A 13,244-nucleotide genomic window follows, 5' to 3' on the forward strand; every position below is an offset into this window, starting at 1 on the left:
CATGGCCGCCACCCCGCCGAAGCCTGCCGCCGCGACTCCCCGCCGCAAGGTGAGCCGTCACCGCGGCGAGGGCCAGTGGGCCGCGGGACACTTCACCCCGCTCAACGGCAACGAGCAGACCAAGAAGGACGACGACGGTCTCAATGTGCGGACACGCATTGAGACGATCTACTCCAAGCGCGGCTTCGACTCGATCGACCCCGGTGACCTGCGCGGGCGGATGCGCTGGTGGGGGCTGTACACCCAGCGCAAGCCCGGCATCGACGGCGGCAAGACCGCGGTCCTGGAGCCGGAGGAGCTGGACGACGAGTACTTCATGCTGCGCGTCCGCATCGACGGCGGTGCGCTGACCACGCAGCAGCTGCGCGTCATCGGCGAGGTCTCGCAGGAGTTCGCGCGCGGCACCGCGGACATCACCGACCGGCAGAACGTCCAGTACCACTGGATCCGCATCGAGGACGTCCCGACGATCTGGAACCGCCTGGAGGGCGTGGGCCTGTCGACGGTCACCGCCTGCGGCGACACCCCGCGCGTCATGATCGGCTCCCCGGTGGCGGGCATCGCCGAGGACGAGATCATCGACGGCACGCCGGCGCTCGAGGAGATGAAGCGCCGGGTCCTGAACAACAAGGCGTACTCGAACCTCCCGCGGAAGTTCAAGACGGCCATCTCGGGCTCGCCGGTGCTGGACGTGGTGCACGAGATCAACGACGTCGCGTTCGTCGGCGTGCGGCACCCGGAGCACGGCCCCGGCTTCGACGTCTGGGTCGGCGGCGGCCTGTCCACCAACCCCAAGCTGGGTGTGCGGCTCGGCGCCTGGGTGCCGATCGACGAGGTGCCGGACGTCTACGAGGGCGTCATCTCGATCTTCCGTGACTACGGCTACCGCCGGCTGCGCAACCGCGCCCGGCTGAAGTTCCTCGTCGCCGACTGGGGCGCGGAGAAGTTCCGCCAGGTGCTCCAGGACGAGTACCTCGGCGGCCGCAAGCTGCTCGACGGCCCGGCCCCCGAGCAGCCGGTCCAGCAGTGGCGCGACCACATCGGCGTGCACCGGCAGCAGGACGGCCGGTTCTACGTCGGCTTCGCCCCGCGCGTGGGACGCGTCGACGGCGCCACCCTGACGAAGGTCGCCGACCTCGCGGAGGCGCACGGCTCGGGCCGGGTGCGCACCACCGTCGAGCAGAAGATGATCATCCTCGACGTCGAGCAGGACCAGGTCGAGTCGCTCGTGGACGAGCTGGAGGCGCTGGACCTCACCGCCCGGCCCTCCACCTTCCGGCGCGGCACCATGGCCTGCACCGGCATCGAGTTCTGCAAGCTCGCCATCGTCGAGACCAAGCAGCGCGGCTCGCAGCTCATCGACGAACTGGAGCGCCGCCTCCCGGAGTTCGACGAGCCGCTCACCATCAACCTCAACGGCTGCCCGAACGCCTGCGCCCGTATCCAGGTCGCGGACATCGGTCTCAAGGGCCAGTTGGTCCTCGACGGGAACGGCGAGCAGGTCGAGGGCTACCAGGTGCACCTGGGCGGCGCGCTCGGCCTGGAGGCCGGGTTCGGCCGCAAGGTCCGTGGCCTGAAGGTGACTTCGGACGAGCTGCCCGACTACATCGAGCGCGTCCTCAAGCGGTTCCAGGCCGAGCGCGAGGACGGTGAGCGGTTCGCCGCGTGGACTGCGCGCGCTTCTGAGGAGGCACTGTCGTGAGCGAGCGCGCCGCCCCCTTCTACTGCCCCTACTGCGGCGACGAGGACCTCCGTCCCGGCGAACAGGGCCATGGCGCATGGGAATGCGCGGCGTGCAACCGGGCTTTTCAGCTGAAGTTCCTCGGGCTGCTCGCCCGGGGCCTGCAGCACTCCGAAGCAGGGGGAGACGAGACATGACCACGGTGACGGAAGAGCAGACGACCGAGGATCTGAAGGCGCTCGCCGAGCAGGCGGGCCGCGACCTGGAGGACGCCTCCGCGCTGGAGATCCTCCGGTGGGCGGCCGGCACCTTCGGCAAGCGCTTCTGCGTGACCTCGTCCATGGAGGACGCGGTGGTCGCCCACCTCGCCTCCCGGGCCATGCCCGGCGTGGACGTCGTGTTCCTCGACACCGGCTACCACTTCCCGGAGACCATCGGTACCCGTGACGCGGTCGAGGCCGTGATGGACGTCAACGTCATCACGCTGACGCCCCGTCAGACAGTCGCCGAGCAGGACGCGGAGTACGGCCCCAGGCTGCACGACCGCGACCCCGACCTGTGCTGCAAGCTGCGCAAGGTCCAGCCGCTGGAGCAGGGCCTGAAGAAGTACGTGGCCTGGGCGACCGGTCTGCGCCGCGACGAGTCCCCGACCCGGGCGAACACCCCGGTCGTCGGCTGGGACGAGAAGCGGCAGAAGGTCAAGATCTCGCCGATCGCCCGCTGGAGCCAGGAGGACGTGGACGCGTACGTCGCCGAACACGGCGTCCTGACCAACCCGTTGCTGATGGACGGCTACCCGTCCGTCGGCTGCGCCCCCTGCACCCGCCGGGTGCTGGAGGGCGAGGACGCGCGGGCCGGCCGCTGGGCCGGGCGGGGCAAGACCGAGTGCGGGCTGCACGGCTGACCATGACTGTGACATCGACGAATCAGGAGACGCACGTGACGACCGGAGCCACCGTCTGGCTCACGGGTCTGCCGAGCGCAGGCAAGACCACCATCGCGTACGAGCTGGCGGGCCGGCTGCGCGAGGAGGGCCACCTCGTCGAGGTGCTCGACGGCGACGAGATCCGCGAGTTCATCTCGGCGGGACTCGGCTTCACCCGCGAGGACCGGCACACCAACGTGCAGCGCATCGGCTTCCTCGCCGAACTGCTCGCCCGCAACGGCGTCAAGGCGCTCGTCCCGGTGATCGCGCCCTACACCGACAGCCGCGAGGCCGTGCGGGGGCGCCACCAGAAGAGCGGGGCGCCGTATCTCGAGGTGCATGTCGCGACTCCGGTCGAGGTGTGCTCCGTACGTGACGTGAAGGGCCTCTACGCCAAGCAGGCCGCGGGCGAGCTGAGCGGGCTGACCGGGGTCGACGACCCCTACGAGACGCCCGAGTCGCCCGACCTGCGCATCGAGTCGCAGCACCAGACCGTCCAGGAGTCCGCGGCAGCGGTCCACGCGCTGCTCACCGAAAGGGGACTGGCATGACGACCGTCGCCACAGTCGAGGAGGGCACGGGCGCCCCGTACGCCCTCTCGCACCTGGACGCGCTGGAGTCCGAGGCGGTGCACATCTTCCGTGAGGTGGCGGGTGAGTTCGAGCGGCCGGTGATCCTCTTCTCCGGCGGCAAGGACTCCATCCTCATGCTGCACCTGGCGCTGAAGGCCTTCGCCCCGGCGCCGGTTCCCTTCTCGCTGCTGCACGTGGACACCGGGCACAACTTCCCCGAGGTCCTGGAGTACCGCGACCGCGTGGTGGAGCAGCACGGACTGCGGCTGCACGTCGCGTCGGTGCAGGACTACATCGACCGGGGTGTGCTCAAGGAGCGCTCGGACGGCACCCGCAACCCGCTGCAGACGCTGCCGCTGACGGAGAAGATCCAGGCGGAGAAGTTCGACGCGGTCTTCGGCGGCGGACGGCGCGACGAGGAGAAGGCCCGGGCCAAGGAGCGGGTGTTCAGCCTCCGGGACGAGTTCTCGCAGTGGGACCCGCGCCGCCAGCGCCCCGAGCTGTGGAACCTGTACAACGGCCGGCACGCCCCCGGCGAGCACGTCCGGGTGTTCCCGCTGTCCAACTGGACCGAGCTGGACGTGTGGCAGTACATCGCCCGCGAGGGCATCGAGCTGCCGCAGATCTACTTCGCGCACGAGCGCGAGGTGTTCAAGCGCGGCGGGATGTGGCTGACCGCCGGCGAGTGGGGCGGGCCCAAGGACGACGAGAACGTCGAGAAGCGGCAGGTGCGCTACCGCACCGTCGGCGACATGTCCTGCACCGGCGCCGTCGACTCCGACGCGGTGACCCTGGAGCAGGTCATCACCGAGATCGCCGCCTCCCGGCTGACCGAGCGCGGCGCCACGCGCGCCGACGACAAGCTCTCCGAGGCCGCGATGGAAGACCGCAAGCGCGAGGGGTACTTCTAAGCATGAGCACGATCACGACCGAGGAGCTCTCGGCCACCACCCTGCTGCGGTTCGCCACGGCCGGCTCCGTCGACGACGGCAAGTCGACCCTGGTGGGCCGGCTGCTGCACGACTCCAAGTCGGTCCTCACCGACCAGCTGGAGGCCGTGGAGCACGCCTCCCGCAACCGCGGCCAGGAGGCCCCCGACCTCGCACTGCTCACCGACGGCCTGCGCGCCGAACGCGAACAGGGCATCACCATCGACGTGGCCTACCGCTACTTCGCCACACCCAAGCGGCGATTCATCCTCGCCGACACCCCCGGCCATGTGCAGTACACCCGCAACATGGTCACCGGCGCCTCCACCGCCGAACTGACGGTGATCCTCGTCGACGCGCGCAACGGCGTGGTCGAGCAGACGCGCCGGCATGCCGCGATCGCGGCCCTGCTCCGGGTGCCGCACGTGGTGCTGGCCGTCAACAAGATGGACCTGGTCGACTACAAGGAGCCCGTCTTCGCCGCGATCGCCGAGGAGTTCACGGCGTACGCGACCGAGCTGGGCGTCCCCGAGGTCACCGCCATCCCGATCTCCGCGCTCGCCGGTGACAACGTGGTGGAGCCCTCCGCCAACATGGACTGGTACGGCGGCCCGACCGTCCTGGAGCACCTGGAGACGGTCCCGGTCAGCCACGACCTGAGCCACTGCCACGCGCGGCTGCCCGTGCAGGTCGTGATCCGGCCGCAGACCGCCGAGCACCCCGACTACCGGGGCTACGCGGGCCAGATCGCCGCCGGCTCGTTCCACGTGGGCGAGCCCGTTACGGTGCTGCCGTCCGGCCGTGCCTCGCGGATCGCCGCCATCGACCTGCTCGGCGAGCCGGTCGACGTCGCCTGGACCACCCAGTCGGTGACCCTCCTGCTGGAGGACGACATCGACATCTCGCGCGGCGACCTGATCGTGCCCAGCAAGGACGCCCCGGCGACCACGCAGGACATCGAGGCGACCGTCTGCCACGTGGCCGACGCCGCCCTGACCGTCGGCCACCGGGTGCTGCTCAAGCACGGCACCCGCACGGTCAAGGCGATCGTCAAGGACATCCCGTCCCGGCTCACGCTGTCGGACCTGTCCCTGCACCCGCACCCGGGACAGCTCATCGCCAACGACATCGGCCGGGTGAAGATCCGCACCGCCGAGCCGCTGCCGGTCGACTCCTACGCCGACTCGCGCCGCACCGGCTCCTTCATCCTGATCGACCCCAGTGACGGCACCACGCTCACCGCCGGCATGGTCGGCGAGTCGTTCGCCTCCCCCGAGCCCGTCAAGGACGACGGCGACGACGACGGGTGGGACTTCTGACATGAACTCCACCGACTACTTCTCCACGTTCGCGAAGGAGGGCGGCCGCATCGGCAGCGGCGACCTCGGCAGCGGGCAGGGCGGGGTGCCGCGATGTGTGCGCTGACGTACGCGCACCGCATGCGCGCCCTCACCCCCCGCCGCCGTAGACGCAACCTGCCGACGTCCCGGCCACGACCTGAGAGGCCGTGACCCGGGCCTCCGAGAGGAACACCTCCCGTGCCTGCAACAACCGCCCCGCGCCGCAGCCTCGCGGTCCTGGCCGCGCTGCCGCTGCTGGCCCTGGCCGCCTGCGGCTACGGCTCGCAGGCCAGGACCGACGACACCGCGAAGGTCCCCGCCGGAGCCAGGAGGGTCGAGGGTCTGGACTCGGTCAGGATCGGGTACTTCGGGAATCTGACCCATGCGACCGCGCTGGTGGGGACGGAGAAGGGCTTCTTCCAGAAGGAGCTCGGCGCCACCCTCGTCAGGCCCGCCGTCTTCAACGCCGGGCCCTCCGAGATCGAGGCCCTCAACTCGGGCTCAATCGACATCGGCTGGATCGGCCCCTCCCCCGCCGTCAACGGCTACACCAAGTCGGGCGGCAAGAACCTGCGGATCATCGGCGGTTCGGCGTCCGGCGGGGTGAAGCTCGTCGTCAACCCGAAGAAGATCAAGTCCCTGGACGACGTCAAGGGCAAGAAGATCGCCACGCCGCAGCTCGGCAACACGCAGGACGTGGCGTTCCTCAACTGGGCGGCGGAGAAGGGCTGGAAGGTCGACCCGCAGAGCGGAAAGGGTGACGTCACGGTCGTCCGTACGGACAACAAGATCACCCCGGACGCGTACAGGTCCGGTTCCGTCGACGGTGCCTGGGTGCCGGAGCCGACCGCGTCGAAGCTGGTCGCCGAGGGCGGCAAGGTGCTCCTCGACGAGTCGTCGCTGTGGCCGGACAAGAAGTTCGTGATCACGAACATCGTCGTGTCGCAGAAGTTCCTCAAGCAGCACCCGAAGGCCGTCGAGGCCGTGCTGAAGGCCTCCGTCGAGACCAACAGGTGGATCAACGCGAACCCGGACGAGGCCAAGGCAGCCGCGAACAAGCAGCTGGCGGAGGACTCCGGCAAGGGGCTGCCGGCCGACGTCCTCGACCCGGCCTGGAAGTCCATCCGGTTCACCGACGACCCGCTGGCCCCGACCCTCGGCACCGAGGCGGAGCACGCGGTCACGGCCGGACTGCTGGACAAGCCCGACCTCAAGGGCATCTACGACCTCGCGCCGCTGAACAAGGTCCTCAGGGCCGCGGGCCGGCCCACGGTCGACGACGCCGGTCTCGGCACGAGCTGACGCAGCACCCGACGAGTTCCCAGGAGGTGACGACCATGGCCACGACCACGATTCCCGCCAAGGCCGCCGAGTCGGTCGAGTACGCGGCACGACTTGAGCATGTCTCGAAGTCCTTCGCCACTCCGGGTGGGCAGCAGCTGGTACTGGACGACATCAGCATCGATGTCGCACCGGGCGAGTTCGTCACCCTCCTGGGTGCCTCGGGCTGCGGCAAGTCCACGCTGCTGAACCTGGTGGCGGGCCTGGACCGGCCGAGCGCCGGCGGCATCACCACCGACGGGCGCCCGGCCCTGATGTTCCAGGAGCACGCCCTGTTCCCGTGGCTGACCGCGGGCAAGAACATCGAACTCGCGCTCAAGTTCGCGGGAGTCGCGAAGCCGGAGCGGCGCGGCAGGGCCGAGGAGCTGCTCGAACTGGTCCGGCTGCAGGGCGCGTACGGCAAGCGCGTGCACGAGCTGTCGGGCGGTATGCGCCAGCGTGTCGCGCTGGCCCGCGCGCTCGCCCAGGACAGCCGGCTGCTGCTGATGGACGAGCCGTTCGCGGCGCTGGACGCCATCACCCGGGACGTCCTGCACGACGAACTGACCCGCATCTGGGCCGAGACCGGCCTCTCCGTCCTGTTCGTGACGCACAACGTGCGCGAGGCGGTACGGCTGGCCCAGCGGGTCGTCCTGCTCTCCTCCCGCCCGGGCCGCATCGCCCGGGAGTGGACGGTCGGCATTCCGCAGCCGCGCCGTATCGAGGACGCGCCGGTGGCCGAACTGTCCCTCGAGATAACCGATGTACTGCGTGGGGAGATCCGCCGTCATGGCCAGCACTGACACGACACCGGCGCAGGACGCCGGAAGCGTCGAGGCCGGTCTCGACGCGCTGGAGACCACGGCCACCGGCCGGGCGTCCCTGCGGCAGACCCTCGTCACCAAGGTCCTCCCGCCGCTCACCGCGGTCGTCGTGGTCCTGGTGGTCTGGCAGGGACTGATCACCTTCAGGATCGCGGACGACCCGACCAAGCTGCCGTCGCCGGGCGCCGTGTGGCAGGCCGTCCACCGGTCGTGGCTCGAGGGCACGCTGCTCGGCTACATCTGGACCAGCGTCTCGCGCGGCCTGCTCGGCTTCTGCTTCGCCCTGCTCATCGGCACCCCGCTGGGGCTGGTGGTGGCCCGGGTGAAGTTCGTGCGCGCGGCCATCGGCCCGATCCTGTCCGGCCTGCAGTCGCTGCCGTCGGTGGCCTGGGTGCCGCCCGCCGTGATCTGGCTGGGCCTGAACAACTCGATGATGTACGCGGTGATCCTGCTCGGCGCGGTGCCCTCCATCGCCAACGGCCTGGTGTCCGGCGTCGACCAGGTGCCGCCGCTGTTCCTGCGCGCGGGCCGCACGATGGGCGCGACCGGTCTCAGGGGCACCTGGCACGTCACACTGCCCGCAGCGCTGCCGGGCTATGTGGCCGGTATGAAGCAGGGCTGGGCCTTCTCGTGGCGCTCGCTGATGGCGGCGGAGATCATCGCGAGCTTCCCCGATCTGGGCGTGGGCCTCGGCCAGTTGCTGGAGAACGCCCGCACCGCGAGCGACATGGCCATGGTGTTCGAGGCCATCCTGCTGATCCTGTTCGTCGGCATCGCCATCGACCTGCTGATCTTCAGTCCGCTGGAGCGGTGGGTGCTGCGCAGCCGCGGCCTGCTGGTGAAGAGCTGATCGCCATGCGTCCTGTGAAGCCCGTCCTGCTCGTCATCGCCCACGGCAGCCGCGACCCGCGGCACGCCGCGACCGTCCACGCCCTGGTGCGCCGGGTACGGTCGCTGCGGCCGGGGCTGCGGGTGGAGACCGGCTTCCTGGACTTCGACATCCCGTCCGTGAGCGGGGTGCTGGAGTCGCTGGCGGCGGAGGGTGTCCGTGACGTCGTGGCCCTCCCCCTGCTTTTGACGCGCGCCTTCCACGCGAAGGCGGACATCCCGGCGGTCCTGCGGGACGCGCCGCCGCAGCTGCGCATCCGCCAGGCGGAGGTGCTGGGCCCCTCGCCGCTCCTCCTGTCCGCCCTCGAACGACGTCTCCACGAGGCGGGGCTGACCCCCGCCGACAAGTCCTCGACCGGGGTCGTGCTGGCCTCGGCGGGGTCCTCCGACCCGGAGGCGATCGCAGTGATCGCAGAAATCGCGCGGGAGTGGCGGCACACCGGTTGGTGCGCCGTGCGGCCTGCGTTCGCCTCCGCATCTCTCCCCCGCACCGAGGACGCGGTGCGCGAGCTGCGCGCCCTCGGCTGCGAGCGGGTCGCCGTCGCCCCGTACGTACTGGCGCCGGGCTTTCTGCCGGACCGGATCGCGCGGGGCGCGGGCGAGGCGGGCGCCGACGTGCTCGCCGACGTGCTCGGTCCGGCGCCCGAGGTGGCGCGGGTGCTGCTGCGGCGGTACGACGCGGCATGCGGCACGGCGTGGGCGGTCGATCGTGTGCGGCACCGTCGTGGCTGGTCGCGCACTTCCCCGCGCCTCTTGTCCAGGCCTACGGCATGGTCGTTGCCTTGACCGTGGCGGTCGGACCTGTGCCGGCCGCCGTCACCGCGGCGACCGTCACCGTGTAGGACGTCGCCGGCTTCAGATCTCCGATCACCCGGAACATGCCCTTGGCGGAGGGCTGGGTGACCAGGACGTCCCGGCCGGTGACGTCGATGGGGGCGCGGCCGTCGGAGACGGTGATCCGGTAGGCGACGATCTTCGCGTCGCCCGTCGCGGTGGGCGGGGTCCAGGCGAGAGTGGCCGCCGTGGACGCCGTGCGCAGTTTGGGACTCGTGGGTGCGCCCGGCAGGGCGGTGACCGTCGTGGGTGTCAGCGCGGGTGAGGCGAGGGACGGAGCGCCGGCGCCGACGTCGTTGCTCGCGGTGACCGTCACGGTGAACGGGCCGCCGGCCGCCGGCAGTCCGCCGATCCGCACCAGTGCCGTGCGCTTGAAGTCGGCCGCCGACACGCTCTGCCGGCCGACCTGCCTGCCCGTCGTGTCGTACGCCCTCGCCGTGTACGACCGCACCGGCGAACCGCCGTCCGCGAAGGTCGGGTTGAAGGTGACGTACAGCGCGTCCGGGCCCGCGGTGCCGGTGCCGACGCGGGACGGCGCCTCGGGCACGGAGCGCGCGCCGACGCTGCGGTCGAGCAGGGACCGGTACGCGGGCTCGAGTCCGGCGTCGGCCAGGATCTGCGGCGGTACGTCGGAGGGGGACGCCATGATCTTGTTGCCCGTCGTCACCAGCCCCTTGCTGTCGCCGTCGGCCGTGCCCTCCTCCCACCAGTTGTCCTTGACGAGGGTCGGGTCGTTGTTGCCGAGGCCGTCGCGGTAATCGGTGTGCCGGGAGGCGACGTTGGCGTAGGAGGCGCGGTAGAGGACGTTGCCGTCGACGGTCTCGTACGTGCAGCCGTTGTCGGTGTAGACGCTCTTGCCGAGACCCCACTGGTCGTGGACGACGTTGCCGGTGACCTTCTCGCCGTCGGTCATGGAGGTGCCGGTCAGGCCCTGGGTGTAGATGCCGCCGCCGTCGTCGAGCATCTGCATGTAGTCCGAGATGAGGTTGGAGCGGACGGTGTTGTCGTGGCTCGGGTTCGGCGTCGCCGGGTCGCCGATCTTGTCGGGCCAGCCGCCCCAGCCCATCGAGATCGCGGAGTAGCCGACGTGGTCGATCTGGTTGTGGGCGATGGTGTCGTTCTGGGTGTAGCCGTTGAGGACGGCGACGCCGCCGTGGTACTCGCGGGGCAGGCCGTAGAGGTGATTGTCCGTCACCTGCACGCCGGAGGCGGGGGTCCGGCCGTCCACTCCCCCGATCTCCAGCCCGTTGCCGGAGATGTCGGTGAAGATGCTGCCGCGGACGGATGCGTCCTTGCTTCCGGCTCCCAACTCCAGTCCCGACGCGCCGAGATGGGCGAAGACGTCGTCGGCGAACTCGATGCGCTGCGCGTGGGCGAAGGTCAGGTTGCCGGGCATCTTCGTCCAGGACGCGAACGGGCAGGTGCCGCCCTCGACGTACTGGCACAGGCCCTGCGTGGCCCAGCCCTTGTCGCCGGTGATGGTGTAGCCGGCCTGGATCTCGGAGAATCCCTCCGCGCTGTTCGGCGTCAGCCAGGTCGCGTAGCTGAACCGGACACCGCGGAAGGCGATGTCGTGGACGGGCGCGTCCGCCGTGCCCCGGCCGTCGACCAGCTTCTCGGCCGCCGCGGCCTCGACGTCGGCGCGGTCGAGGTCCTCGCCCTTGCGGGGCAGGTAGTAGACCCGGTGCGCGCTTCGGTCGAGATACCACTCACCGGGCTGGTCGAGGAGTTCGTAGGCGTTCTCGACGTACGACGCCTTGCCGTCGTTCGTGAGATGCCCCGGGCCCACCATGCTGACCGTGCGGCCGGGGATGTCGGGGAACTCGACCCGCTTGTTGGAGTTGTCCCAGCAGGGCTGGGCCATCGTGATCGTGGTGCCCTCGGCGGAGGCGATGCGGCAGCGCGGCTCGGTCCACTGGCCGAGGCCGTTCCGCTCGACGTTCCACAGCGCCTCGCCGCTGGTGTAGACGAACTCGGCGTCCGAGGGGTGCTTCCAACGGGCGATGGTGTCGGACGAGGCGGTGTATCCGGTTGCCGTCTGGGTCAGTTGGACGGGCACGGTTCCGCTGGCGCGCTGGGCGCGCACGCCGTCGACGTACAACTGCCGTGTGTCGGTGAGCCCTTGGGGCGCGGGCGCGGACCACAGGCCCCTGCGGCCCGGGACCTGGCGCCAGCCCACGACCTGGCGGCCGCCGCTGACGACCGTCGTGCCGGTGCCCTGCCAGACCACCCGGTGGCCGTTCGTGCCGGAGTCACGGGCGTCGAGGACGAGCGGACCGGACTGGCGGTAGGTGCCGGAGGCGAGATGGACCGTGAGGTCGGACGTGAGGTCGCCTGCCCGGGCCCGGACCAGGTCGCGGGCGTGTTGCAGGGTGCGGACGGGATGCCGCGCGCTGCCGTCGGCGTGGTCGTCGCCCGCGGGCGAGACGTAGAGGTCGGACGACTCGGCCTGCGCCGGGGACGCGAGGGCCGGGACGCCGAGGGCGAGAACGGCGGTGACGAGGGTGACGACGGCGGCTCTTCGGTGCGTGGCATGTACCCCTCCCGTGGGATCAGCCTGAACCCAACGCCGGGAAAGGTAGGAGCACTTAGGTGCTCAGGTCAATGAATGCGACGGAAAATGGCCTGAACCTTCAAGGAGCGGGAACATTCGTCCGATCAATCAAAAGCAAGTGATCCCGTTCGGGTGCGCTTGAGTTCGAAGAAGTCCGGGCAGGTGGCCAGCGTCCGGAAGCTGTCGAAGAGCTCGGCCGCGCGGGCGCCTCGGGGGATGGCCCGCAGCACCGGGCCGAACCACACCGTCCCGTCGACATGGATGGTGGGTGTGCCCACATAGCCGCCGGACTCGGGTTCCACGCCCGTCTCGTGGCTGCGGCGTACGGCCTCGTCGTACGACTGGTCGTGGGCGGCGGCCGCCAGATCGGCCGGGAGGTCCAGCTCGGCGAGGGAGGCGGCCACCACGGCGTCGAAGTCGTCGGCCTTCTGCTCGTGGATACGGGTGCCGAACGCGGTGTACAGCTCGCGCAGGACCTTCTCGCCGTGCCGTTCGGCGGCGGCCACGGCGACCCGCACCGGGCCGATCGACTTGTCGACCAACTCCCGGTACCACTCCGGGAGTTCATTGCCGATGTTGTGCAGGTAGAGGCTCATCGCGTGGAAGCGGAGGTCGAGCGGGCGTGCGCGCTCGACCTCCAGCAGCCAGCGGGAGGTGATCCAGGCGAAGGGGCAGGCGGGGTCGAACCAGAAGTCGACGCGGGTGGGCTCGGTGCTCGTCATGGCGTCAACGCTAGCCGCACAATGGTGCAATGCACTGGCCCATTAGTTGGCCATTTCAGTGACCCAATTTCGGGTCCCGTCCGCTGGAGGCGAGCGCTCGGTCGAACACGGGGGCGTCGTCCGGCACGGGCACCGGGGCGGCGAAGCCGTCGTACTGCCGGTAGAGGTCGCCGTGTTTCTCGACCACGTCGAGGACGAAACGGGCCGCGTCGTCCGAGACGTGGAACCGCTGGCCGGTGGCGGTGGCGACGTCCCAGCCGTGCACGGCCGTCTCCTTGACCACCATCGAGGCGATGTCGAGGGCCGGGACCTTCGCCATGCCGAGATCGACCTCGCCCTCCCACACGGCCGGGTCGGCCCAGGCCGCCACCGCGCGGTCCAGCTGGGCGGCGTAGGCCGTGGCCCAGTCGGGGTCGGCGGTGAAGTCGCGGGCGGTCAGCTCCTCGGGGAGCTGCTTGCGCAGGGCGCGGTGCTCAAGGCCGTAGGAGGTGTAGAGGACCCAGTGGTTGACCAGGGCGCGCACGTCCCAGTCGGTGCAGTGGGTGGGCTCGCCGAGCCGGTCCGCCGGGACGCCGCGCGCCACGCGCGCCGCCTCGGCGGCACATTCGCTCATGAACGGGTGCAGTTGCTTCGGGTCGTCGTACGTCATGCACCC

13 protein-coding genes are annotated in these 13,244 nt (G+C 70.5%); 10 read left to right on the forward strand and 3 right to left on the reverse strand.

The window, feature by feature from the left end:
* The first annotated feature begins 1 nt into the window (after position 1).
* From ACGFYN_RS02255 to ACGFYN_RS02300, 10 genes are all read left to right on the forward strand, one after another.
* The gene (locus ACGFYN_RS02255) at positions 2-1,702 is read left to right on the forward strand and encodes a nitrite/sulfite reductase (RefSeq protein ID WP_393863811.1); all 1,701 of its coding nucleotides are present in this window, start codon (positions 2-4) and stop codon (positions 1,700-1,702) included.
* Entirely contained in the window at positions 1,699-1,878 is a 180-nt protein-coding gene (locus ACGFYN_RS02260; protein WP_384256866.1) for a hypothetical protein, read from the forward strand. Before ACGFYN_RS02255 ends, ACGFYN_RS02260 begins: the two co-directional genes overlap by 4 nt.
* Positions 1,875-2,585: a phosphoadenylyl-sulfate reductase gene (locus ACGFYN_RS02265; protein ID WP_393863812.1), complete on the forward strand. Its 711-nt coding sequence runs from the start codon at positions 1,875-1,877 to the stop codon at positions 2,583-2,585. Before ACGFYN_RS02260 ends, ACGFYN_RS02265 begins: the two co-directional genes overlap by 4 nt.
* A 2-nt stretch (positions 2,586-2,587) precedes the next feature.
* The gene (gene cysC, locus ACGFYN_RS02270; RefSeq protein WP_393863813.1) at positions 2,588-3,157 is read left to right on the forward strand and encodes an adenylyl-sulfate kinase; all 570 of its coding nucleotides are present in this window, start codon (positions 2,588-2,590) and stop codon (positions 3,155-3,157) included.
* Positions 3,154-4,089, forward strand: coding sequence for a sulfate adenylyltransferase subunit CysD (cysD, locus tag ACGFYN_RS02275; RefSeq protein WP_393863814.1), 936 nt, complete (start codon positions 3,154-3,156; stop codon positions 4,087-4,089). The genes cysC and cysD overlap by 4 nt, the downstream gene beginning before the upstream one ends.
* A 2-nt stretch (positions 4,090-4,091) precedes the next feature.
* Complete coding sequence (locus ACGFYN_RS02280; RefSeq protein WP_393863815.1) at positions 4,092-5,426, forward strand: sulfate adenylyltransferase subunit 1; 1,335 nt, start codon at positions 4,092-4,094, stop codon at positions 5,424-5,426.
* Positions 5,427-5,645: 219 nt separating this feature from the next.
* Entirely contained in the window at positions 5,646-6,749 is a 1,104-nt protein-coding gene (locus ACGFYN_RS02285; protein ID WP_393863816.1) for an aliphatic sulfonate ABC transporter substrate-binding protein, read from the forward strand.
* 35 nt (positions 6,750-6,784) lie between these two features.
* Positions 6,785-7,570: an ABC transporter ATP-binding protein gene (locus tag ACGFYN_RS02290; protein ID WP_393863817.1), complete on the forward strand. Its 786-nt coding sequence runs from the start codon at positions 6,785-6,787 to the stop codon at positions 7,568-7,570.
* On the forward strand, positions 7,557-8,441 hold the full coding sequence (locus tag ACGFYN_RS02295) for an ABC transporter permease (protein ID WP_393863818.1): 885 nt from the start codon (positions 7,557-7,559) through the stop codon (positions 8,439-8,441). Before ACGFYN_RS02290 ends, ACGFYN_RS02295 begins: the two co-directional genes overlap by 14 nt.
* 5 nt (positions 8,442-8,446) lie before the next feature.
* Positions 8,447-9,265 (forward strand): sirohydrochlorin chelatase, encoded by an 819-nt coding sequence (locus ACGFYN_RS02300; protein ID WP_393863819.1) that lies wholly within the window; start codon positions 8,447-8,449, stop codon positions 9,263-9,265.
* Here the strand turns inward: ACGFYN_RS02300 and ACGFYN_RS02305 are convergent.
* From ACGFYN_RS02305 to ACGFYN_RS02315, 3 genes are all read right to left on the reverse strand, one after another.
* Positions 9,243-11,543, reverse strand: coding sequence for a fibronectin type III domain-containing protein (locus ACGFYN_RS02305; protein WP_393863820.1), 2,301 nt, complete (start codon positions 11,541-11,543; stop codon positions 9,243-9,245). The genes ACGFYN_RS02300 and ACGFYN_RS02305 overlap by 23 nt on opposite strands.
* 428 nt (positions 11,544-11,971) lie before the next feature.
* Positions 11,972-12,589: a DsbA family protein gene (locus ACGFYN_RS02310; protein WP_393863821.1), complete on the reverse strand. Its 618-nt coding sequence runs from the start codon at positions 12,587-12,589 to the stop codon at positions 11,972-11,974.
* Between the two features lie 55 nt (positions 12,590-12,644).
* Positions 12,645-13,238, reverse strand: a complete 594-nt coding sequence (locus ACGFYN_RS02315) for a TIGR03086 family metal-binding protein (protein WP_393863822.1) — start codon at positions 13,236-13,238, stop codon at positions 12,645-12,647.
* Positions 13,239-13,244 lie beyond the last annotated feature (6 nt).

This window comes from Streptomyces sp. NPDC048419 (assembly GCF_043200415.1).
Taxonomy (GTDB): Bacteria; Actinomycetota; Actinomycetes; order Streptomycetales; family Streptomycetaceae; genus Streptomyces.

Coding starts and splice junctions, on each gene's coding strand:
- ACGFYN_RS02280 (WP_393863815.1), top strand. CDS start 4,092: ATGAGCACGATCACGACCGAGGAGCTCTCGGCCACCACCCTGCTGCGG.
- cysC (WP_393863813.1), top strand. CDS start 2,588: ATGACTGTGACATCGACGAATCAGGAGACGCACGTGACGACCGGAGCC.
- cysD (WP_393863814.1), top strand. CDS start 3,154: ATGACGACCGTCGCCACAGTCGAGGAGGGCACGGGCGCCCCGTACGCC.
- ACGFYN_RS02295 (WP_393863818.1), top strand. CDS start 7,557: ATGGCCAGCACTGACACGACACCGGCGCAGGACGCCGGAAGCGTCGAG.
- ACGFYN_RS02265 (WP_393863812.1), top strand. CDS start 1,875: ATGACCACGGTGACGGAAGAGCAGACGACCGAGGATCTGAAGGCGCTC.
- ACGFYN_RS02300 (WP_393863819.1), top strand. CDS start 8,447: ATGCGTCCTGTGAAGCCCGTCCTGCTCGTCATCGCCCACGGCAGCCGC.
- ACGFYN_RS02290 (WP_393863817.1), top strand. CDS start 6,785: ATGGCCACGACCACGATTCCCGCCAAGGCCGCCGAGTCGGTCGAGTAC.
- ACGFYN_RS02310 (WP_393863821.1), bottom strand. CDS start 12,589: ATGACGAGCACCGAGCCCACCCGCGTCGACTTCTGGTTCGACCCCGCC.
- ACGFYN_RS02315 (WP_393863822.1), bottom strand. CDS start 13,238: ATGACGTACGACGACCCGAAGCAACTGCACCCGTTCATGAGCGAATGT.
- ACGFYN_RS02255 (WP_393863811.1), top strand. CDS start 2: ATGGCCGCCACCCCGCCGAAGCCTGCCGCCGCGACTCCCCGCCGCAAG.